The organism is Microbacterium sp. ZKA21, from assembly GCF_050434165.1.
Lineage (GTDB): Bacteria > Actinomycetota > Actinomycetes > Actinomycetales > Microbacteriaceae > Microbacterium.
In genome coordinates this window covers 170,984-191,557 of the sequence record NZ_JBNPVV010000001.1, presented here as the reverse complement: position 1 = coordinate 191,557, position 20,574 = coordinate 170,984, and the positions used below count along the sequence as shown (strand labels likewise).

At 69.2% G+C, this 20,574-nt stretch carries 19 protein-coding genes and 2 tRNA genes; 11 read left to right on the top strand and 10 right to left on the bottom strand.

What is annotated here, in order from left to right:
- Both M2317_RS01030 and M2317_RS01025 read right to left on the bottom strand, forming a co-directional pair.
- Complete coding sequence (locus tag M2317_RS01030; RefSeq protein WP_429456480.1) at positions 1-1,563, bottom strand: amino acid ABC transporter permease/ATP-binding protein; 1,563 nt, start codon at positions 1,561-1,563, stop codon at positions 1-3.
- A 14-nt stretch (positions 1,564-1,577) separates the two neighbouring features.
- Entirely contained in the window at positions 1,578-2,492 is a 915-nt protein-coding gene (locus M2317_RS01025) for an ABC transporter substrate-binding protein (RefSeq protein WP_429456478.1), read from the bottom strand.
- A 239-nt stretch (positions 2,493-2,731) separates the two neighbouring features.
- On the opposite strand from M2317_RS01025, the gene M2317_RS01020 reads away from it, so the two are divergent.
- The 8 genes from M2317_RS01020 to M2317_RS00985 all read left to right on the top strand — a co-directional run bounded on the left by M2317_RS01020 (position 2,732) and on the right by M2317_RS00985 (position 9,156).
- Positions 2,732-3,454 carry a FadR/GntR family transcriptional regulator gene (locus M2317_RS01020; protein ID WP_429456476.1) on the top strand — a complete coding sequence of 241 codons (723 nt, stop codon included), beginning with the start codon at positions 2,732-2,734 and terminating at the stop codon, positions 3,452-3,454.
- Positions 3,451-4,119 carry a YoaK family protein gene (locus M2317_RS01015; protein ID WP_429456475.1) on the top strand — a complete coding sequence of 223 codons (669 nt, stop codon included), beginning with the start codon at positions 3,451-3,453 and terminating at the stop codon, positions 4,117-4,119. The genes M2317_RS01020 and M2317_RS01015 overlap by 4 nt, the downstream gene beginning before the upstream one ends.
- Positions 4,120-4,132: 13 nt before the next feature.
- A complete protein-coding gene (locus tag M2317_RS01010; RefSeq protein ID WP_429456473.1) occupies positions 4,133-4,912 on the top strand; it encodes a fumarylacetoacetate hydrolase family protein in 780 nt (259 codons plus the stop codon).
- The gene (locus tag M2317_RS01005) at positions 4,909-6,177 is read left to right on the top strand and encodes an MFS transporter (protein WP_429456471.1); all 1,269 of its coding nucleotides are present in this window, start codon (positions 4,909-4,911) and stop codon (positions 6,175-6,177) included. Before M2317_RS01010 ends, M2317_RS01005 begins: the two co-directional genes overlap by 4 nt.
- Positions 6,174-6,941, top strand: coding sequence for a class I SAM-dependent methyltransferase (locus M2317_RS01000; RefSeq protein ID WP_429456469.1), 768 nt, complete (start codon positions 6,174-6,176; stop codon positions 6,939-6,941). Before M2317_RS01005 ends, M2317_RS01000 begins: the two co-directional genes overlap by 4 nt.
- A 40-nt stretch (positions 6,942-6,981) precedes the next feature.
- Positions 6,982-8,487 carry a glutamate--tRNA ligase gene (gene gltX, locus M2317_RS00995; RefSeq protein WP_429456467.1) on the top strand — a complete coding sequence of 502 codons (1,506 nt, stop codon included), beginning with the start codon at positions 6,982-6,984 and terminating at the stop codon, positions 8,485-8,487.
- An 89-nt stretch (positions 8,488-8,576) separates the two neighbouring features.
- Positions 8,577-8,648: transfer RNA gene (locus tag M2317_RS00990), tRNA-Gln, on the top strand.
- 61 nt (positions 8,649-8,709) lie between these two features.
- The gene (locus M2317_RS00985) at positions 8,710-9,156 is read left to right on the top strand and encodes a VOC family protein (RefSeq protein ID WP_429456466.1); all 447 of its coding nucleotides are present in this window, start codon (positions 8,710-8,712) and stop codon (positions 9,154-9,156) included.
- Here the strand turns inward: M2317_RS00985 and M2317_RS00980 are convergent.
- The 3 genes from M2317_RS00980 to M2317_RS00970 form a co-directional block, all read right to left on the bottom strand.
- Entirely contained in the window at positions 9,153-10,154 is a 1,002-nt protein-coding gene (locus tag M2317_RS00980) for a hypothetical protein (protein WP_429456464.1), read from the bottom strand. The two genes, M2317_RS00985 and M2317_RS00980, sit on opposite strands and share 4 nt — an antisense overlap.
- Before the next feature lie 2 nt (positions 10,155-10,156).
- Positions 10,157-10,654: a hypothetical protein gene (locus M2317_RS00975; RefSeq protein WP_429456462.1), complete on the bottom strand. Its 498-nt coding sequence runs from the start codon at positions 10,652-10,654 to the stop codon at positions 10,157-10,159.
- Between the two features lie 108 nt (positions 10,655-10,762).
- Positions 10,763-11,260, bottom strand: coding sequence for a hypothetical protein (locus M2317_RS00970; RefSeq protein WP_429456460.1), 498 nt, complete (start codon positions 11,258-11,260; stop codon positions 10,763-10,765).
- A 127-nt stretch (positions 11,261-11,387) separates the two neighbouring features.
- Here M2317_RS00970 and M2317_RS00965 point away from each other — a divergent pair, with 127 nt between their 5' ends.
- Complete coding sequence (locus M2317_RS00965; RefSeq protein ID WP_429456458.1) at positions 11,388-13,853, top strand: tetratricopeptide repeat protein; 2,466 nt, start codon at positions 11,388-11,390, stop codon at positions 13,851-13,853.
- 52 nt (positions 13,854-13,905) lie between these two features.
- On the opposite strand, the gene M2317_RS00960 is transcribed toward M2317_RS00965, so the two are convergent.
- Positions 13,906-14,109: a cold-shock protein gene (locus M2317_RS00960; RefSeq protein ID WP_264157619.1), complete on the bottom strand. Its 204-nt coding sequence runs from the start codon at positions 14,107-14,109 to the stop codon at positions 13,906-13,908.
- Between the two features lie 293 nt (positions 14,110-14,402).
- Between M2317_RS00960 and pepN the strand changes: the two genes are divergently transcribed.
- On the top strand, positions 14,403-16,886 hold the full coding sequence (pepN, locus tag M2317_RS00955; protein ID WP_429456456.1) for an aminopeptidase N: 2,484 nt from the start codon (positions 14,403-14,405) through the stop codon (positions 16,884-16,886).
- A gap of 17 nt (positions 16,887-16,903) precedes the next feature.
- Here pepN and M2317_RS00950 read toward each other — a convergent pair whose 3' ends face one another.
- A complete protein-coding gene (locus M2317_RS00950) occupies positions 16,904-17,788 on the bottom strand; it encodes an aminoglycoside phosphotransferase family protein (protein WP_429456454.1) in 885 nt (294 codons plus the stop codon).
- Positions 17,789-17,790: 2 nt separating this feature from the next.
- Positions 17,791-18,429: an MBL fold metallo-hydrolase gene (locus M2317_RS00945; protein ID WP_429456452.1), complete on the bottom strand. Its 639-nt coding sequence runs from the start codon at positions 18,427-18,429 to the stop codon at positions 17,791-17,793.
- 152 nt (positions 18,430-18,581) lie between these two features.
- On the opposite strand from M2317_RS00945, the gene M2317_RS00940 reads away from it, so the two are divergent.
- Positions 18,582-18,654, top strand: a tRNA-Glu gene (locus M2317_RS00940).
- Positions 18,655-18,733: 79 nt separating this feature from the next.
- Here the strand turns inward: M2317_RS00940 and M2317_RS00935 are convergent.
- Both M2317_RS00935 and M2317_RS00930 read right to left on the bottom strand, forming a co-directional pair.
- Complete coding sequence (locus tag M2317_RS00935; protein WP_429456450.1) at positions 18,734-20,002, bottom strand: MFS transporter; 1,269 nt, start codon at positions 20,000-20,002, stop codon at positions 18,734-18,736.
- A 1-nt stretch (position 20,003) separates the two neighbouring features.
- Complete coding sequence (locus tag M2317_RS00930) at positions 20,004-20,540, bottom strand: ArsR/SmtB family transcription factor (RefSeq protein WP_429456448.1); 537 nt, start codon at positions 20,538-20,540, stop codon at positions 20,004-20,006.
- Positions 20,541-20,574 lie beyond the last annotated feature (34 nt).

Here is a 20,574-nt window from a genome sequence, read left to right as displayed (position 1 = left end):
TCATACCTCCGCCGCGTTCATCGCGGTCATGAATGTCACGGCCTGGGGTGCGCGCGGCGCCCCGATGACCTGTTCGGCAGGTCCCGCCTCGATCACACGGCCGCCGGCCATGAAGACCGCGGTGTCGGCGACTTGGCGTGCGAATCGCAGCTGATGGGTCGCGATGATCATCGTCAGCCCCTCTTCGCGGGCCAGCGCCGTGATCACCTTGAGCACTTCGGCGACGAGCTCCGGATCCAGCGCGCTCGTCGGCTCGTCGAGCAGCAGCAGCCGCGGGCGCGAGGCGATGGCGCGGGCGATGGCGACGCGCTGCTGCTGGCCGCCGGACAGTCCGGACGGCGCCGCGTCGGCGAACTCGGAGAGCCCGACACGGCCGAGCAGTTCGTGGGCCCGTTCGGCGGCGGCATCCGGCGTCCACCCGTGCACCCAGCGCAGCGGCCCTGCGATGTTCTCTGCGACGCTCAGATGACTGAACAGCGCGAAGTTCTGGAACACCATCGACACGCCGGCGTCGACCCGCTCCGCGGCGAGGCGCGACTCCGAGTGGCGACGACCGGCCGCCCCGATCCCGAGCGCAGCGCCGTTGACGACGACCGTCCCGGAATCGCGGGTCTCGAGCTGGTCGATGATGCGCAGCAGCGTCGACTTGCCCGATCCGCTCGGCCCGAGCAGGGCCACGACCTCCCCGGGGCCGGCGGTGAGGTCGATGCCGTCGAGCACCGTGCGTTCCCCGTAGCTCTTGACGATGCCGTCGAGCTCGACACGAGCCCCTCGGACCAGGCCGTTCGCTGCGTCGGCCTGCTGCGGCGTCGCGTCCTCGACGGCGAACGGCGGAGCGCTCGGACCCGATGGTGCGGACGCGCGCGCCTGACGTGCAGCTCGATCCGGTGCCTGGACCGTGCGGATGCCGCGTATGCGCGCCGAGCGACGCTCGATGAGCATCTGGACAACCGTGATCGCACCGGTCAGCAGCAGATACAGCACGGCTGTGGCGACGTAGATCTCGAAGTAGTCGAACGTGGAGCTGGCGAGCTGCTGGGTGCGCAGGGTCAGTTCGGGCACGGCGATGATCGACGCAAGCGCCGAGTTCTTCATGGTCGCGACCGCCTCGTTGCCGAGCGCTGGGACCATCTGCCGGAACGCCTGGGGCGCCGTGACCCGTCGCATGAGGGCTGCGGGCCCCAGGCCCAGAGCGCGACCCGCCGTGGTCTGTGCCTGGTCGACGCCGCGGATGCCGGAGCGGAAGATCTCCGAGAAGAAAGTCGCCTCGTTCATCGCCAGGGCGAGGGAGCCGGCGACGATCGGTGTCAGGACGATGCCCGCATGCGGCAGCACGGTGAAAGCGAACACGAGCTGGAGGATCAGCGGCGTGCCGCGGTACAGGGTGGTGTAGCAGCGGGCGATCACGGTGAGCGTCCGGAATCGCGTGAGCTGCATGGCCGCCAGCACGGCGCCGAGGAGCATCCCGCCGATGAAGCCGTAGGCCGTCAGCTGCAGCGTGATCAGCAGCCCGTCCAGCAGATACGGAAGCGTCAGATAGTGGAGGAATCCGGTGAGGTCCATCAGCAGGATCCCGGTCAGCCGACGCTGAGGATCGCGGGCTCGGCATCCTCGCTGGACTCGAGCTTCCAGCGTGCCGCGAGCTCCTGCTGGATCCCGCGCTCCTGGATCTCCGTGACCGCCGCGGCGATGGCATCGCGGAAGTCGTGCTCGCCCTGCGGCACGCCGATGCCGATCTCGTAGTCGAGCATCACCGTCTCGGCGGAGGCGAGATCGTCCGGGTGCTCGTCGATGTACCTCATGACGGTGTTGATGTCATTCATGTAGCTGTCGGCACGCCCGGACAGGATCGCCTGGACGCAGTCCGCGCTCGAGTCGAACAGGCTCACGGTGGGAGCGGTGAGGCCCTCGGCCGCGCAATCCGGGGCGACCGCCTCGACGAGGGGCACCTCGACGTAGCCCTTGTTGAGCGCGACGGTGGTGCCGCAGAGCGAGGTGTCGATCCCGGTGATCCCCTTCGGGTTGCCGGCCGAGACGAGGATGCCGTCGAACACCTTCGAATAGCTGACGAAGTCGACTCCTCCTGCGGCGCGGTCCTCCGTCGCGTAGAGGTTCGAGACGATCCAATCGGCCTGCCCGCTGGCGACGGTCGGGATCATCTCGGCGAAGCCGACCGGGACGTAGTCCACGCTGAAGCCCAGGCAGGCGCCGATCGCGTTGCCGAGGTCGATGTCGAACCCCTCGTACGTGTTCGGGTCTTCGACGCTGATGGTCTCGTACCCGGGCGTGTGCGGGTTGAGCGCGTTCGTCATGGTCGTCCCGACGAGATCGGGGTTCTCATCGCGGAGCGTGGAACAGGTGTCGCTCGCTGCGAGATCGGACCATTCGTCCGACGGCCCGTTCGTCGCCGCAGTGTCCGCGGCGCAGCCGCTGAGGGCGAGCGCGAGGGCGGCGCCGGTTCCGATGATGCTGAGGGTGCGTGTGCGCGTCACAGGAGTGTCCTTCATCTGGGAGGGAGCGCGTCCGATCGGGGAGTGGACACGAGTTGGCCGTTTGGTCCGACCAATTGGCGTCAGACTATGGGGCGCATTCGTCGCGGCAAGGGTGCTTCGAACACTTGTAATTCGGTCTTTACATGGCCGAAACGTGAGGTCGTGGTCGGCGAACGATCTGGTCCGACCAAACGAGGTGTGCCTGCTAGCCTGTTGCCAATCACGCGGAAGGACCTCCCATGTCAGACCCGATTCCTCCGTCGTCGCGACGTCCCGAGAAGGAGTCCGTCGCGGTCACAGCCCACCTGGAACGGCTCATCGCCACCGGAGCGGTGGCGCCGGGAGAACGACTGCCGTCCGAGCGAGCGCTGGCGGAACAGCTCTCGGTTTCGCGGACGACACTGCGCGAGGCTATGCACGAACTGGAGAACAAGCGTCTCGTCGAGCGGACGCGTGGCCGCGGCACCCGGGTCCGCGAGCTGGGGGACGAGGCGCGCGACCTCGATGCTCTCGTCGCATCCGCCGGGCGGCAGGACGACGTGGCCGAGCTGCGGTTCGCGGTGGAGCCCCTGCTCGCTCGCCTCGCGGCTCAGCGCGCCACGAGCGCTTCCATCGCAGCGCTCGAGGAGCTCGTGGCCGCCTCCTCCGGTCCGATCACGGCAGCACGATCGCTCGAACTGGACACGACGTTCCATCAGACGCTCGCCAGCGCAGCCGGCAACCCCCTCCTCAGCGAGCTGCAGCGGCTCGTCGTCAGCTGGACCACACCGTTGCGCCGGGACTCCCACGCGCACCGCAGCGGGCGGGTCATGTCCGCCCAGGGGCATCACGCCATCCTCGTCGCGGTGCGAGCGGGCGATCAGGCGGCGGCGCAGCGAGCCATGGAGGATCATCTGAACGAGGTGCGCGAGGCCATCATCACGGAGCGGCGCCGCACGGACGAGCGGGAGGACGGCGAGTGACGCGGTTGATCCGTGACGTCGGCGCGCTGCTCCCGCTGACGTTCGCCACCGGCCTTCTCGATGCCGTGAGCTATCTCGCCCTCGACCAGGTGTTCACCGGGAACATGACGGGGAACGTGCTCTTCGTCGGTTTCGCGCTCACCGGTGTCGACGGCATCCCGCTGCTCAACAATCTCGTCGCGCTCGCCGGTTTCATCGCCGGATCCGTCCTCAGCGGGCGGATCGTCCCGCGGGGACGCGCAGACCACCTGGACCGGCGGGCTCTGGCGACGCTGCTCGGCTGCGCGATCGTGATCGCCGCCGTCGCGCTCGTCTGGCTGTTCGTCGGCACGGGAATCCACGGCGTCGAGCTCGGCATGACCGGCGCTCTCGCCGCGGCGATGGGAGCTCAGGTGACGGCGGTGAAGCCGCTGGGCAACAGCGACATCACCACGATCGTCGTCACGAACACCCTGGCGAATCTGGCGAGGGACAGCCGGCTCGGCGGCGGCCGAGGCCAGGCCTGGGTGCAGCGCGTCGGCGCTGTCGCGTGCATGGGGGCGGGTGCGGCGGCGGGATCGCTCCTGCTCGTGGCCGGCGGCGGACCGCTCGCCGTCGGGGTCGCTGCCGTGCTCGTGGCGGCGGTCGCCCTGCTGCTGCGCTGGCGCCCGGTCGCCGCGTCCTGAGTAGGCTGGTCACGTGAAGATCGCTCGGTTCAGCCACAACGACGCCATCCGCTACGGCATCCTGGACGGAGGCGACCTCGTCGTGCTCGAAGGGGATCCGATGTTCGCCGGATACGAGACGACGGGCGAGCGCATCCCGCTTGCGGATGCCGCGCTGCTCGCCCCCGTGATCCCGCGCTCGAAGGTGGTCTGCGTCGGGAAGAACTACCACGATCACGCGAAGGAGATGGGCGGTGAGGCGCCGGAGGAACCGTTGCTGTTCCTCAAACCGAACACCTCGGTGATCGGCCCTGGCGACACCATCGTCCGCCCGATCGCGCTGTCCGAGCAGACCGACTTCGAGGGCGAGCTCGCCGTCGTGATCGGCCGGATCGCGAAGAACGTGCCCGCGGACCGTGCGCACGAGTACGTCTTCGGCTACACGGTCGCCAACGACGTCACGGCGCGCGACCTGCAGCGCCGGGACGGTCAGTGGACGCGCGGCAAGGGCTTCGACACGTTCTGCCCGTTGGGGCCGGTGATCGAGACCGAGTTCGATGCGGATGCCGCGACGATCGAGACCCGCGTCAACGGCGAAGTGCGCCAGCAGGCGCCCCTGACCGACATGATCCACTCGGTCGCCGACATCATCGCCTACGCCTCGGCCGTGTTCACGCTGCTGCCCGGCGATGTCATCCTCACCGGAACACCGGCCGGCGTCGGGCCGTTCGCCGCGGGCGACACCGTCGAGGTCGAGGTCACGGGTCTCGGCATCCTGCGCAACCCGGCTCGCGACGCCGCACCGGCCGCATGACCGCGCTGACGACGGCCGAGCAGGCGGTCGTCCAGCGTCGTACGGTTCTCATCCTGTCGTTCGGGCAGGTGCTCGGCGGTATCGCCTTCGGGGCGACCGTGTCGCTCGGGGCGCTGCTCGCGGCGGACATCTCCGGCGATGACGCTCTTTCGGGGCTTGCGACGGCATCGGTCACGCTCGGTGCGGCCCTGTGCGCGATACCCCTCGCCCGCCTCGCCGGTCGTGTGGGCCGCCGCCGCGCCCTGACACTGGGCAACCTCTTCGCCCTGGTGGGCATCGCCATCGTGATCCTCGCCGCCGCACTGCGGATCTTTCCGCTCCTTCTGGCCGGCATCCTGCTGATCGGCGCGGGCAACGCCGGGAACCTGCAGTCGCGCTTCGCCGCGACCGATCTTGCTGCTCCGCAGCACCGCGGCAGAGACCTGTCGATCGTGGTGTGGGCGACGACGATCGGCGGTGTCGCCGGCCCACTCCTGCTCGGACCGGGGGAGATCGTCGGCCAGGCGATCGGCATGCCGCCGAACACCGGCTCGTACCTGTTCTCGCTGGTCGCGCAGTCGGCCGCCTTCGTCCTCTATCTCGTCGCGCTGCGTCCCGACCCCTTGCTGGCGGCGCAGCGCCTGACATCGGATGCTGCGGCGAACGCCTCCGCGGCGCAGATCGTCGACCGACCGGCCGTGGCCAGGTACGCGATCTTCGCCGTCGCGGGATCGCACGTGGTGATGGCGTCCGTCATGGCGATGACGCCGATCCACCTCTCCCACATGGCGCACGCCGCCCACGGCGGGCATGCCACGAGCGCGGACATCTCCCTGCTGGTCGGCGTCACGATCGCCCTCCACGTCGCCGGGATGTACGCGTTGTCGCCGGTGTTCGGCATCCTCGCCGATCGCTGGGGCCGGCTCCGGGTCGTCCTTCTGGGGCAGGCTCTGCTCGCGGCATCCCTCGTGTTCGCGATCGTCGCGAACGATCAGACGTGGGGTGTGATGACGGCTCTCATCCTGCTGGGGCTCGGCTGGAGCGCCGCGACCGTCGCCGGTGCCGCGCTGCTCACCGAAGCATCGGCTCCCGAGCTGCGCACCCGGCGGCAGGGCCGAAGCGACTCGCTCATGAGCCTCTCGGCCGCGGCCGGCGCCGTACTCGCCGGAATCGTGCTGTCGAACTTCCAGTACGCGGGTCTCGGCGTCGCCGCGTTCGCGCTCGTGATCGCCATCACGGTTCTGGCTCCGCTGGGTCGGATGCCGCAGGGCGCCGTTCCGCGATGAAGGACTGGGCCGGCACGGGGGAGGCGTACGCCGCGTCCTACGCTCAGTTGTGCCTCGGCACCGCCGACGCCCTGATCCGTGGACTCGGCGCGGCCGGCGGGCGTTCGCTGCTCGATGTCGGAGCCGGTACGGGCGCCCTGGCCGCACGGTTCCACGGAGCAGGCTGGGCTGCCACGGGATGCGAGCCCGAAGCCACGATGCGTGCCGTCGCCGAGCGCGACCACCCCGGCATCCCGATGAGGGCGGGAGCTCTCCCGCAGCTGCCGTTCCCGGACGCCGCCTTCGACGCCGTCACGGCGAACTTCGTCCTGAATCACGTCGCAGACCCTCGGGCATCCGCAACCGAGCTGGCACGCGTCAGCCGCGACATGCTGGCCGCGACGATCTGGAGCCGCTCGCCGTCGTGGTTCTGGCTCGAGGTGTGCGAGCGCGCCGGCTTGTCACCTGCGGTCGGGGAGCGGCTCCCACCCGAGAAGGACTTCGAACGCACGGCATCCGGCTTCGCGCAATTGCTGACGGATGCCGGTTGGCACAGCCTCGGCGTCGTCGATCGGGCGTGGACGTGGCGGGCGGATCCGGCCGTCCTGTGGGCGTCCGCCGAGGGCGGTGTCGCATCGGCTGGCGCGTTCTACGGGGCGCTGGAAGCGGCCGAGCGGGCCCGCTTCCGTGCCGGCTTCGACGAGGTGTGCGCTCGGCGCGCCGACGGCGGTGCGATCCCGCTGGAGCACGTGGCCGCGGTGGCCGTCGGACGTCGCGACGCCTAGCGCGAGGTGCGGCATCCCGGCCCCGTAGAATCGAAGGGCTATGGCTACTCCGCATCCTCTCACCACGACCGCAAGTGGTGCCGACGTCCGTGTCCGCTTCTGCCCTTCGCCGACCGGCCTGCCGCACGTCGGCCTGGTGCGCACGGCGCTGTACAACTGGGCGTACGCCCGGCACAACGGCGGCAAGCTCGTCTTCCGCATCGAGGACACCGATGCCTCGCGCGACAGCGAGGAGAGCTACCAGCAGCTGCTCGACGCACTGCGCTGGCTCGAGATCGATTGGGACGAGGGCGTCGAAGTCGGCGGCCCGCATGCCCCGTACCGTCAGTCAGAGCGCCACGACATCTATCGCGGCGTCATCGACAAGCTGATCGCCAGCGGTGCGCTGTACGAGAGCTACTCGACGGCCGAGGAGATCGACGCGCGCAACGAGGCCAACGGGCGAGCGAAGCAGCTCGGCTACGACAACTTCGATCGCGACCTGACGGACGAGCAGAAGGCCGCTTTCCGCGCCGAGGGCCGCCAGCCGGCTCTGCGGCTGCGGGTTCCGGACGAGGACCTCACCTATGTCGACCTCATCCGCGGCGAGGTGACCTTCCCGGCCGGATCCTTCCCGGACTTCGTGGTCGTGCGGCCGAACGGTGTGCCGCTCTATACCTTCGTGAATCCGGTCGACGACGCGCTGATGGGCATCACGCACGTGCTGCGCGGTGAGGACCTCATGCCCTCGACCGCCCGGCAGCTCTCGCTGTACGCCGCGCTCATCGATGCCGAGGTGACGACGTTCGTCCCCCGTTTCGCCCACATGCCGCTGGTGCTGGGGGAGACCGGTAACAAGAAGCTCTCCAAGCGCGATCCGCAGGCCGATCTGTTCCTGCACCGCGAGCGGGGTTTCATCCACGAGGGCCTGTTGAACTACTTGGCGCTGCTGGGCTGGTCCATCGGACCCGACCGCGACGTGTTCTCGCTGGACGAGTTCACTGCAGCGTTCGACATCGAGAACGTGAACCCGAACCCGGCCCGCTTCGACCAGAAGAAGGCCGAGTCGATCAACGGCGACCACATCCGCATGCTTTCGGAGAAGGACTTCGCCGAGCGGATCGTCCCGTACCTGGCGGCGGCCGGACTGTTCGACGAGCCCACGCACGAGCAGCTCGTGCTGGCGTTCCGTGCCGCGCCCCTCGTTCAGGAACGCGTCCAACTGCTGGGCGAGGTCCCCGGCATGCTCGGGTTCCTCTTCACGGATGAGATCTCCTATGAGGCGGACGCGCTCAAGGGGCTGCCGGCGAACGCCGCCGAGGTGCTGAACGCGTGCGTCGCAGCCCTCGAACCCGTCACCGACTTCACCCCGCAGGCGATTCAGGATGCCCTGGCGAAGGCCCTGGTCGAGGACCTCGAACTCAAGCCGCGCGTCGCATACGGCCCGCCGCGCGTCGCGATCACGGGACGGCGCGTGTCGCCGCCGCTGTTCGAGTCGATGGAGCTGATCGGCAAGGACGTGACGCTGGCGCGCCTTCGGGCACTCGCAGAGTTCGTCGCCGCCTGACGACGCGCCCGGGTGGCGGACCGCGTTTTGGCGTTATGGCCGTGGCTCGGGTAAGCTTGACTCTCGGTGCGAAGCTCAGTTTTCGCCCTTGGGGTATGGTGTAATTGGCAACACAGCGGTTTCTGGTACCGCCATTCTTGGTTCGAGTCCAGGTACCCCAGCACTGATGAGATCCCCGCTTCGGCGGGGATTTCGTGCATCCGGCCCGATACGATCGTTCGCATGACCATCAAGCTGGAGAACGTCGGCATCGCCGTCCGCGACCTGGGCGAGACCATCTCGTTCTTCACGGACCTCGGACTCACAGTCCTCGGCAGGGATACCATCAGCGGTGAGTGGGCCGACACGGCGGTCGGGCTCGACGGCAATCACGCGAGGATCGCCGTGCTGCAGACGCCGGACGGGAACGGACAGCTCGAACTGTTCGAGTACATCCACCCCGCGGCGATCGAGACGGAGCCCACCCTTCCGAACGAGATCGGGATGCATCGCGTCGCGTTCTCGGTCGACGACATCGATGTGGCGCTCGAGATCGCGGCGCGACACGGTTGTCATCCGCTGCGCGGCGTCGCGAACTACGAGGACGTCTACAAGCTCACGTATCTCCGCGGCCCCAGCGGAATCCTCGTGATGCTCGCGCAGGATCTGCGCGAGCATCACGAGGGCTAGGCGAACTGCATCCAGACCAGCCCGATGGCGAGCGGCACGAGCGGGGCGAGCACTGCCGCGGCGATGGGGCCGACCCGCGCTCGGGCGTCGATGCTTCGCGCGCCCTGTGCCAGCGTGTCGCCGGCGCGACGGTAGGCCTCGGCATCCACCGGCGGTGCCGCGTCATCGCGGTACAGCGCCGTACGACGACTGAACCGTTCGTGCAGTACGCCGACCACGGTGAGGAACCCGCTCAACTCGTGCGGATCCGACAGATCGAGCGGGGAGAGGTAGAGATGCAGGGTTGCGTCGATGATCTCCAGGTCGCACTCGGACGCATGATCGAGCAGGATCGCCATCAGATCCGGCGTGAGCAGGTAGAGAGCGTCGACCTCGTAGCCGTGCGGCACGGAGACGGCGAACACGTCGCTGAAGTTCCCCTCCAGTGTGAGTTCGCTTCTGCCATGCGGAACACGCGGCAAGGCGCTCAGCGCACCGCCGCCTCGTCGCGAACGCAGCGTGATCCGCGGGGCCTCCGCGCTGAGGGGGATCCGCACCATCCGCGTCGTGTGCAGGGTCGCACCCTCGCCGCTGCCGACGCTGAACACGCGTTCCGCCGTGTCGAACGGCACGGGTTGGGCGGCGCAGAGATAGTCCGTCGTCGTCCGCGCGGACCGTTCGATCTGCTCGTCGATGGAGCCTCCCCAGATCCGGTCGCTCACGTCGGCCGCGTACTCCCACCCGGCATCGTCCGCAAGCGCCCAGAGGGCCGCACGCCGACGGATGCCGCGGCGCACCGTCGTCGCGACGTACGCGACGACGGCGGCACCGACGAGCACCGTGCCCACCTGCGCGAGCAGCAGTTCCGCACCCTCCAGAGCGAAGCCGACCGGCAGCAGGTAGTACATCACCACCGCGGCGACCACGAGATACGAGGCCGCAGCGGTGACCACGATCACGCCGGAACGCTGCCGCAGCGGGATGCCCTGAGCGCGTTCGTAGGAACGGATCAGCGACATCGTCAGGGCTTGTAGACGATCGCGATGTGCAGCTGGCCGTTCTCGCGCACCCAGGCCAGCCAGCGCGGCTGCTCCTCGCCCGCGAGCCGCTGGATCGGGATGACGTAGACGCCCTGCTCCGGGCGGCCGAGAGCGCGGAACTCCGGCCTCTTCGAGATCCACGTCGTCCCGCCGCCGTCCCACGGGCTCAGATCGCTGTAGGTGTAGCCGTGTTCGCGGAGATTCGCCGAGTCGGAGAGGGCTTCGGCCAGCGGGCGCAACTCGGCGAGCACCGCATCGGGGACGGTGCCGTCCAACGTGAACGCCGCGACGTCGTAGATGTTGTCGTCGCCGTAGTCCCGCGTCGCGATGAGCGCGAGCTCGGTCACGCCCTTGTCGGAGTTGCGCGTCCACAGCGCGTGGGAGTTCTTGGCCCGCTTGTTCATGAGGAATCCGCCGAAGTTCTTCTTCTGGAAGGCGAAGTCGTCGAGGTTCGCAGCGATCTGTGCACGTGAGGTCATGACTGTCCTGTCTTCGTTCTCATCCGGGATTCTTCGCCCCGGGTGATGATGACGCTACGAGAGCCCCCGGCCTCCCGATCACGACATCGGCCGGGGGTTCGACGTCGATCAGGGCTTGTAGACGATCGCGATGTTCAGCTCGCCGTTCTCGCGCGCCCAGGCGAGCCAGCGCGGCACGATGGACCCGTTCAGCCGCTGAATCGGAATCACGTGCACACCCTGGTCGGGGCGGCTCAGAGCGCGGAACTCCGGCTTCTTGGAGATCCAGATCCTGCCGCCGCCGTCCCAGGGCTCGAGGCTCGTGTAGACGTAGCCGTGCTCGCGCAGGTTCGCCGAATCCGCGAGCGCCTCCGCCTGCGGGCGCAGCTGCGCCAGGACCTCGGCGGGAACCGATCCGTCGAGGGTGAAGGCGGCCACGTCGTAGACGTTGCCCTCGCCGTAGTCCCGCGTCGTGAGGATCGACAGCTCGGTCACGCCTCTGTCGGAGTTGCGCGTCCACAGCGCGTGCGAGGTCTTGGCACGCTTGTTCATGAGGAAGCCGCCGAAGTTCTTCTTCTGGAAGGCGAAGTCGTCGAGCTTGGCAGCGATCTCTGCGCGTGAGGTCATGGAGGTTCCCGTCGTTCGAGGTCACGGGGTCGTCGCCCCGCCTGCGCGCCAACTTACGCATCGGGCCGATCATCGAGTGCGACTTCGAACGATCCCGAACGGCCGTGCGCTGGATAGGCTCGATCTCATGTCTCACCCGCGCACTCTGGACGAGTTCGCCCTCGCTCTCGCCGACCTCCGAGCGCGCGACGGAGCTCCCTCCTATGCGGACCTCGCGCGACGCGTCGGGGTCGTCCGCGGCGGCGCGGAGCCGGCGAAGATCACCGTCTACGACTGCTTCCGCCCCGGGCGACGGCGGCTCGATCCCGACCTCGTGCACGACATCGTGCTCGCGCTCGGCGGATCGCCTGGGGCAGCCGCGGAGTGGAGGGAGCAGGCCGGCGCGCTCAACGGTGTTCGTGCGACCTCGCATGTGCCGGTGTCCATCGCCGTGCGGGGTCAAGCGGGGTTCCGCATCGGCCGTGAAGAGCTCCTGGACCGCTTGGCGGAGGACACCGTCGACGTGGTCGTCCTGTCGGGACTCGGGGGCATGGGGAAGACGACCATCGCGTCCGCGCTCGCAGGCGGGCGGAGCACGATCACGGTGGAGCTGCGCGAATCCGAGCGCGATCGTGGTCCCGCCGACCCGGTGGAGGTGATCCGCCGCATCCTCGGAGCGCTCGGCTCGCGATCGGTGCCGTACGACCTGGCCCGGCTGCGGGATCGTCTGGCCCGCGAGGCGGCTGGTCGCCTCATCGTGATCGAGGATGCCGCGTCGCCCGCTCATCTCGCGGCGCTGATCGTCCCCGGGGTCCGTTACATCGTGACCTCGCGGATCGACCTGTCCGCGCTCGACGACAATCCCGCTGTGTCGGACGTCCGGATCCGCCATGTCGCCGTCCGCCCCCTCGATGACGCCGGGGCGCTGCGTCTGCTGGCCCACCTGATCACGAGGGATGCCGCATCCGACGGGCATCCGGCACCGGACGCGGGTGCACTGCGGCGGATCGTCGCGGTGAGCGGCGGGCTGCCGCTGGATCTGGCGATGCTCGCCGGCGTCGTGCGCGAGCACTCCGGATGGACATTCGACGATCTGGCGTCCCGATTCGAGAACGAACCGCGCGCGAGCCGGATCCGCCCCGTCCTGCAGGCCGCCACGGGTGCGCTCTCCGACGAGGATGCGGAGTTCATCGCGGATGCCGCTCTGCTGGACCCTCAGGTCGATGTCGCCCTGTTCCGCGCGGTCCACCCCCGTACGGATGCCGTGATCCGGCGCGTGGCCTCACGGCACCTGCTCGATCTGCACGACGGAGCGGTGCAGATGCACGACTCCGTCTTCGCGTTCGTTCGTGAGCAGTCGGTCGCGCTCCGCCCGGTGTCGTCGCGTCGTGTGCGGGTGTCGAGCATCGCCGACGCCCTGCTCGAGCAGCTTGCCGTCGATGAGGATGCACCGGCGCGCAGGGTCGCGACGGTGCTCGCGGTCGCAGAGGCGGCGCGCGAGCACGGCCTGGACGCCGTCTGCGAGCGCCTCGCCGTCATCGCCCATCCCGCCTTGACCCGATGGGCGCTGTGGAGCGAATCGCTCCGCCTCCATGACCTGGCCGCCCAGGGGCGCGAGCTCACGGACATCCCCGAACTCGCCCTGGGCATCGCTCACAGCGCGGAGAAGCTGGGTCGCTACGACGACGCGCTCTCGATCCTGCACCGGGTGCGCCGCGTGGCCAGAGGGTCCGCGCTCGCGCGCACATGGAACCAGATCGGCAACGTCCACCGGTGGACCAGCCGGTTCCCCGACGCACTCGAGGCCTATCGGACCGCGATCGAGATCGCACGGCAGCAGCACGATCGCTCGGTCGAGGGCCGCGCGCTCGGCAACCACGCCGACACGCTGCGCATCCTCGCACGCTACATCGAGGCGGAGCAGGAGTACGCCGCAGCGCTCGAGCTCGCTCGCGCGGCGGGAGACGATCTGAACATCGGCATCATCCGGAGCAACAGGGCGCTGCTGTGGACGTCCACCGGGGCCTTCGACGCCGCAGAGGACGAGCTGCGCGAACTGGGGGCGGACGACGGCGAACGGGCGCTGCCGCACCTGCGCATGACGCTGGCGCTGCTTGCCGAGGCCCGCGGCCAGCATGATCGCGCGCGCACGCTGGTCGACCACGCGCTCTCGGTCGTGGAGACGAAGGGCGAGTACGGCCCCGCCGCTGACGTGCTGCTGCTCCGGGCGCGGCTGGATGCCCGTGACGGCCGTGCCTCGGCTGCGATCCGCGCAGCTCGGGACGTGTTCGAGGATGCCCAGCGCAACGGTTCACCGCTCATCGCGACCGAGGCGGCGAACTCCTCGGCTGAGATCCACCTGCATGTTGCGGACGGGCTGTCGGCCCCGCAACGCAGAGCGGCCGCCGTCGAGATGGCGGAGAGATGGGCGACCGAGGCCATCGGGATGGCGGAGCTGACCGGGGATCGCGCTGAGGTCGCCCGCGGCCGGACGATGCTGGCCGATGCGGCGCGCCTGCGCGGAGACGACGAGACGGCTCGCCTGCGGCGCGAGGACGCCCAGGATCTGTATGCGGCGATCGGTCACCGTCTGGCGGGGGCCCGGCGCCCCTGACACACGGAAGGACCCGGTCGCACGAATGGCGACCGGGTCCTTCCGGATCAGATCAGAGGGCGCGGATGTTCGTCGCCTGGGGGCCCTTGGGGCCCTGCTCCGTGTCGAACTCGACCTTCTGCGCTTCCTCGAGGTTGCGGTGTCCGCTGCCTGCGATTGCGCTGAAGTGCGCGAACAGGTCGGCGGAGCCGTCATCGGGAGCGATGAAGCCGTAGCCCTTGTCGGAGTTGAACCATTTGACAGTGCCAGTGGCCATGCTGTGTTTTCCTTTGTGTGTTCGTGGGCCAGTATGCGGCCCGTCATACTCTGCCGAATGATTCGACGGAGCAGTCTGTGTGCCCTCGGGCTGACGGCGGCAGTCGTTGCGGCCGTGACGATGAGGGATGAGGCGGAGGATGAGGGGAAGCAGCCACCCTGCGTGATACGCATTCGGGCTGATGGACAGCCGGAGAGCCCGACAGCCATCGTGTAGTTGTGGGTTCAGCTTAGCCCATGCTTCCTGCGAACGCCCCTGGCATGGCGAGAACGTCGTCATGAAACGATGAGAGCATGACCTCAGCGAACCTGAACCGCCACGAGACGGCGGCGCGATCCGCGAATATCGCCGTCCACGGCATCCGCGTCGAACTCGACCTCACCAGCGCCCCCGACCAGACGCGCACCGGCTTCCCGAGCACGACGACGCTCGCCTTCGACGCCACGACCGACTCCACCTGGCTCGACTTCATCGGCGAGTCCGTCGACGCGGTGATCGTCAACAGCACGGAGCAGACCATCGACTACGACGGCGCGCGCATCCGGGTCACGGGGCTCGCGGCATCCAATCAGGTCACCATCCGTGCAACAGCTGCGTACAGCCGATCGGGTGAGGGCCTGCATCGGTTCGTCGACCCGGTCGACGGGGCGACCTATCTCTACACCCAGTACGAGCCCGCCGACTCCCGGCGCGTGATGGCCTGCTTCGAACAGCCCGACGTGAAGGCGCCGTACACGTTCGAGATCCACGCACCCGCCGGATGGCAGGTGCTGTCGAATCAGGCGCCCGCATCGAAGCGCGAAGACGGCGCCGTCCAGACCGTCGAGTTCGCCCCGACGCTGCCGATCTCCAGTTACATCACCGCAGTCGCCGCCGGGCCGTACCATCGGGTCGATGGATCCTGGCGTCGAGAGGACCAGGTCGTGGACCTCGGCATCCTGTGCCGTGCGTCCCTCGCCGAGCATCTGGAAGCCGACGAGATCATGACGATCACGCAGCAGGGGCTCGACTTCTTCAGCGACGCATTCGCCTACCCGTATCCGTGGGGGAAGTACGACCAGATCTTCGTTCCCGAGTACAACCTCGGCGCGATGGAGAATCCGGGACTGGTGACCTTCACCGAGGCGTACATCCCGCGCGGCGCTGCGACGGACGCCCAGCGCGCCGGCCGGGCGAACACGATCCTGCACGAGATGGCCCACATGTGGTTCGGCGACCTCGTGACCATGCGCTGGTGGGACGACCTGTGGCTCAAGGAGTCCTTCGCCGACTACATGGGATCGCACGCCTCCGCCGCGGCGACGCGGTTCACGGACGCGTGGGTCACGTTCGCGAACCGGCGCAAGGCGTGGGCCTATCAGCAGGATCAGCTTCCGACGACGCATCTCATCGTCGCGGACATCCCGGACCTCGAGGCCGCCAAACTCAACTTCGACGGCATCACCTATGCGAAGGGCGCCTCAGTGCTCAAGCAGTTGGTGGCCTTCGTCGGCGAGAAGGCGTTCTTCGAAGGATCTCGGCGCTACTTCGCCGCGCACGCGTTCGGCAACACGACGCTCGAGGACCTGCTGGTCGAGCTCGAGGCCGTCTCCGGCCGCGACGTCCGCGCGTGGTCGCGTGCGTGGCTCGAGACGACCGGCGTGTCGACCCTCTCGCTGGAGACGGACGGCACGGGGGAGCGGATGCTGGTGCAGACCGATCCTCGGCCGCATCGTCTGCGCGTGGGACTGTACGACCTCGTCGACCAGCGCATCGTCCTGCGCGAGAAGGTCGAGCTCGACATCGCGGAGCCGCGCACGCCGGTGGACCTGCCGGACGCGGATCTCGTGCTGATCAACGACGACGATCTCACGTACGCCAAGGTGCGCCTGGACGAGCGCTCGCTCGTGACCGTGACCTCGGCGCTCTCGACACTGGACGATGCGCTCGCCCGCGGGCTGGTCTGGTCCGCGCTGTGGAATGCCACGCGCGACGGAGAGCTCGCGGCAGCACGCTACCTCGAGATCGTCCGCGCGCATGCCGCTGCCGAGGCGAACATCTCGCTGCTCGCCGGCGTGCTGGCCAACGCCGCGTTCACGCTCGGGCACTACGTGCCGGACGCGGCGCGGTCCGCCGAACGGGTCGCGTGGCTGCGTACGACCGAGCAAGCCATGGATGCCGCTGTCCACGGCAGCGACGCCCAGCTGTCGTGGGCGCGAGCGTTCGCCGCGGCATCCGCTTACGACGCCGGGGCCACCGAGCGCGTGCGTGCGGTGCTGAGCGGAGAGGGCCCCGAAGGGCTCCCGGTCGATCCGGAGCTGCGCTGGGCGTTCCTCACTGCGCTCGCGACGACCGGAGCTCTCGGTGAAGCCGAGCTCGCGGCCGAGCTGGCGGCCGACGACACCGCCGACGGGCGGACGTCCTCGATCCGCGCCCTCGCCGCGCGTCCTGAGGTCGCCGTGCGGGATGCCGCATGGACCGCTGCGTGGTCGGACACGGCCCTGTCGAACGACCATCTGGACGCGACGATCGGCGGATTCCGTGCCGGCGGCCGCCGCGACCTCGTCGCCGGGCACGATGCTGAGTTCTTCGCGCTGATCCGCCCGGCGTGGATCGAGCGCAGCATCGAGCTGGCGTCGCGCCTGGTGACGGGACTGTTCCCGCAATCGGAATCGCTCGAGCTCGTCGACGCCTGGCTGGCCGGGAACGCGGACGCTCCCGGCGCGCTGCGCCGGCTCGTGATCGAGCAGCGCGACCACCTGGCCCGTGACATCCGCGTGCGCGCAGCGCAGGGTTGAACGGTCGGCGTCGCCGGCTAGAGGTCGGCGACGCCGAGTTCGGCGACCGTGCTGTGCCCGAGCGTCAGGTGGTCGGGGCGATCGTCGCTCTGCGTGAGGAACACCAGCGCGAGGTACGCGGCCCAGGCACGTGCCCTGGTCCAGGTCGCGCCGTCGTATCGAGCCGCGGTCGCCCGCCGGAAGCGGTCGCGTCCGGCGGCGTCGAACAGCAGCCAGCCCACGGCGAGATCGTACGCCGGGTCCCCGGCGGTGACGTCGCCGAAGTCGATGAGGGCGGCGAGCGACCCGTCGCGGACGAGGATATTGCCCGGGTGCAGGTCGCCGTGGATCCAGACGCGCTCGCTGCTCACCGGGGCGGCGAGTCCGGCATCCCAGGCCGTGCGGAGCGCGGACAGCTCCTGATGCGCGGTGAGGCGTTCGCTCATGACGTCATCGCGGTCGATCAGAGGGACGCCACGGACGGGGTTGTGCGGCGCGTCGGCCGGCGCCGGGTCGTGCAGCACGACAAGCGCTGCGGCCAGTTGTGGAGCCCAGCGCCCGCTGTCAGAACGGGCCGAGCCGAACACGGTCGACCCGTCGATCCACGGCACCACCGACCACGGCCAGGGGAAGGCGTCGCTCGGGCGCCCCGCCACGATCGGGACAGGGCTGCGAACGCCGAGTTCGGCCAGGCGCGGGCCGAGCTCGGGAAGCGCGCGCTGTTCGTGCGCGATCAGAGCGACGGCGAGTTCGCGCCGCGGGATGCGCACGGCGAGGTCGTCGCCGAGCCGCCACATCGTGTTGTCCCAGCCGTCGGCGATGCGCTGCAGCGGGAGGTGCGCGAGCTCGGGCGCCTGGAGGCTCAGGAGGGTCCGTACGCCGTCCTCATCGAGCAGGCGCTCCGCGGCGGGGGAATCCGCCATGGTCAGAGATCGAGCGATTCGCCGGGCTCGAGGACGAAGAACTCTCCGCCGTCCTGCTCCGTGGCCCACTGCAGGCGCTGGCGGTGCATGTTCTTGCCGATCACCGACAGCGTCATGTCATGGACGCCGAACGCGCGTCGGGGCTTCACCGCGAGGACGTAGTCCATCGCCTCGCCGATCTTCAGCCATGGGGCGCCGAGGGGCGCCGCCAGCGTGCTCACGGCGACGCCCTCGGGAACAGCGTAGGAATCACCCGGGTAGTACAGCTCGTCGTTCACGAGGACACCGAGATTCTGGACCAAGGGCAGGGATGCGTGGATGACGGCGTGCTCGCCGCCGAAGAACCGCAGCGTGAATGCGCCGGCCGTGACAGTGTCGCCGGGGGAGACGACGGTGATCTCATGGCCGGTCGCCGCGGCGGCGACGCCGGCCGGCGCGAACACCGGAATGCCCGGGGCGTTGAGCAGGATCTCGTCGAGACGCTCCGGCGTCCAGTGGTCCGGGTGCTCGTGCGTGATGACCACGGCGACGACGCCGGTGAGATCCTGCATCGGCAGCGTGAACGACCCGGGGTCGATGATGAGGGTGTCGCCGCTCTCGTCGATGCGGAGGGTGGCATGTTCGAACTTCGTGACGCGCATGGGACGAGTCAACTCCGTCCGGGCTTCCCCGGCAAACCCGGTTTCGCTGCGCCACGCCCGAGATCCCCGTCGCTCCGGCCTCGATTTGGCGGAGCGAGAAATGCCGTGGCATACTTGAACGGTTGTCGCGGGACGGAAACGCTCCGCAAGACGGCCCCATCGTATAGCGGCCTAGTACGCCGCCCTCTCACGGCGGTAACGCGGGTTCGAATCCCGCTGGGGTCACACAACACCAAAAACCCCCGGCTCTTCGCCGGGGGTTTTCGCGTATCCGCGGTGTCCCCGCTCGCGAGGCGCCGCGACGTCAGGGCATCGCCGGGGCGCCGTCGTCTGGCTCCGGCGCGCGCAGCGTCATCTTCCGAAAAGCCGGATTGCTCAGCGGCACGATCATCAGCAGGGCCATCACGCCGCCGTACAACGCGAACGGCGTCCACAGCGGCAGGATGCCGGCCAGCGCCCCGAACGCGGCCATGGCCGCCGGCATCAGGCAGTCGTCTCCCAATCGGAGGATCGATCCGAGCCGACCGAGGAAGTCGGGAGCCGCGGTCGCCGCGAATGTCGCGCTGAGCAGCGCGGACGCGAAACCAGCCGTGAGGCCGATCACCAGAGCGCCGGCCCCGACGACGACAGGCGAGCCGATTCCCAGGGCGACGATGCCCGCGCCCTGCACGATGAGCGCCATGAAGGCGCCGCGCGCTTCGTGCCGCGGACGCCATTTCACGACGGCGAGAGCTCCGATCATCGCGCCTCCGCCGACCAGCGCCTCGAAGATGCCGACAGCGCCGGCCCCCCAGCCGTACGCGGTCGCCTGCAACGGGATGCCGATGGCGATCGCGGGCCCGACAGCCAGGTTCAGTCCGGAGAGCGCTATGACCAGGGTCCGCGTCGCGCGTTCGGTGCGCAGATGGCGGAAGCCGTCCGCGACGCCCCGCAGCACGCTCTGCTCGGTCGATGCCCGTGGCAGTGCGAAGCGCGGACGCATCCACAGCACGATGAAGACGATGACGATCGTGTACGTCAGCGTATTGATCGCGGCGCTGCCCGTGATGCCGAACATCGCCACGAGGAATCCGCCCGCCGCCGAACCGGCCATGGTGCCCAGACGTGACAGCGTCTGGCTGAGCGCAGAGTATGCCGGGAGGTCCGCCGGCGCGACGAGCTGCCGCGGCATCGTGCCCGCGGCCGGCTCGAAGAACGCATCGCACAACCCGAAGGCGACGCTCGCGATCAGCAGCAGCGCCACGGTGGGCGGCGTCGCCAGGCACCAGATCGCGACCGCGACGAGCACGACGATCCGCAGCGCGTTGAAGATCACCATCAGGCGCCGGGCGTTGCCCCGATCCGCATAGGCGCCGCCGATGAGTAGGACGACGGCGCGCGGCACCGTCCCGGCCGCGATCACCAGCCCTGCGACGGCCGGCGAGGCGATCTGCACGGCCGTCCATGCGAAGGCGATCGTGAAGATCGCGTCCCCGGCGTCCGAGAGCGCCTTCACGACCAGCCAGGTCTGCACCATCCGGTCGCGGGCGAAAGCCGGAGGCTGCCGCAGCAGCCGCGGTTCCGTCGTGGTCATCTCACACCTCCGTCGGGAAGCCGTGGGCGAAGAAGAACACCGGCAGGCGCTCCTGACCGTCCTGCAGATCGATCGCCGCGCGCCAGTCGTCCAGCATCGTGGTCAGACGCCGACCGAGATCGCGCAGCTCGGCGGGCGTCGCCCAGTTCAGGCTGTCGGTCGCGAAGCCCTCGATGTCGCTGTCGCGCGAGACACGGTGCCAGCGCTGCAGCAGTTCCAATTGATGGCGAACGTTGGCGCGCTGCGCTTCGCGGGCCAGCAGCGCGTCGGCCGGCGACTCGAAGTCGGATTCGGACCAGGTGATCGTGCGGCGGGAGAGCTGCCACCAACTGGTCCGCTTGTCCCCGTGCGGGTCGTCGGCCTGCTCGACGATGCCGGCCTTCTGCAGCATCCGCAGGTGGTGGCTGATGCTGCCGACCTGGGCACCCAGGGCGCGTGCCAGCGTGCCGACCTGTGTCGCCTCGTGCAGCTGAAGGTAGTCGATGATGCGCCGGCGCAGCGGGTGGTGCACGGCAGTGATGACAGTGATCTCTTCCACGCAGACAACGCTATGCGTGACCTCGTATTCTCAC

What these genes read in the sequence shown, in the direction of transcription:
- M2317_RS01030 (WP_429456480.1), bottom strand. Translation starts at nt 1,563, where the DNA reads ATGGACCTCACCGGATTCCTCCACTATCTGACGCTTCCGTATCTGCTG.
- M2317_RS01020 (WP_429456476.1), top strand. Translation starts at nt 2,732, where the DNA reads ATGTCAGACCCGATTCCTCCGTCGTCGCGACGTCCCGAGAAGGAGTCC.
- M2317_RS01005 (WP_429456471.1), top strand. Translation starts at nt 4,909, where the DNA reads ATGACCGCGCTGACGACGGCCGAGCAGGCGGTCGTCCAGCGTCGTACG.
- M2317_RS01000 (WP_429456469.1), top strand. Translation starts at nt 6,174, where the DNA reads ATGAAGGACTGGGCCGGCACGGGGGAGGCGTACGCCGCGTCCTACGCT.
- gltX (WP_429456467.1), top strand. Translation starts at nt 6,982, where the DNA reads ATGGCTACTCCGCATCCTCTCACCACGACCGCAAGTGGTGCCGACGTC.
- M2317_RS00985 (WP_429456466.1), top strand. Translation starts at nt 8,710, where the DNA reads ATGACCATCAAGCTGGAGAACGTCGGCATCGCCGTCCGCGACCTGGGC.
- M2317_RS00980 (WP_429456464.1), bottom strand. Translation starts at nt 10,154, where the DNA reads ATGTCGCTGATCCGTTCCTACGAACGCGCTCAGGGCATCCCGCTGCGG.
- M2317_RS00975 (WP_429456462.1), bottom strand. Translation starts at nt 10,654, where the DNA reads ATGACCTCACGTGCACAGATCGCTGCGAACCTCGACGACTTCGCCTTC.
- M2317_RS00970 (WP_429456460.1), bottom strand. Translation starts at nt 11,260, where the DNA reads ATGACCTCACGCGCAGAGATCGCTGCCAAGCTCGACGACTTCGCCTTC.
- M2317_RS00965 (WP_429456458.1), top strand. Translation starts at nt 11,388, where the DNA reads ATGTCTCACCCGCGCACTCTGGACGAGTTCGCCCTCGCTCTCGCCGAC.
- M2317_RS00960 (WP_264157619.1), bottom strand. Translation starts at nt 14,109, where the DNA reads ATGGCCACTGGCACTGTCAAATGGTTCAACTCCGACAAGGGCTACGGC.
- pepN (WP_429456456.1), top strand. Translation starts at nt 14,403, where the DNA reads ATGACCTCAGCGAACCTGAACCGCCACGAGACGGCGGCGCGATCCGCG.
- M2317_RS00950 (WP_429456454.1), bottom strand. Translation starts at nt 17,788, where the DNA reads ATGGCGGATTCCCCCGCCGCGGAGCGCCTGCTCGATGAGGACGGCGTA.
- M2317_RS00945 (WP_429456452.1), bottom strand. Translation starts at nt 18,429, where the DNA reads ATGCGCGTCACGAAGTTCGAACATGCCACCCTCCGCATCGACGAGAGC.
- M2317_RS00935 (WP_429456450.1), bottom strand. Translation starts at nt 20,002, where the DNA reads ATGACCACGACGGAACCGCGGCTGCTGCGGCAGCCTCCGGCTTTCGCC.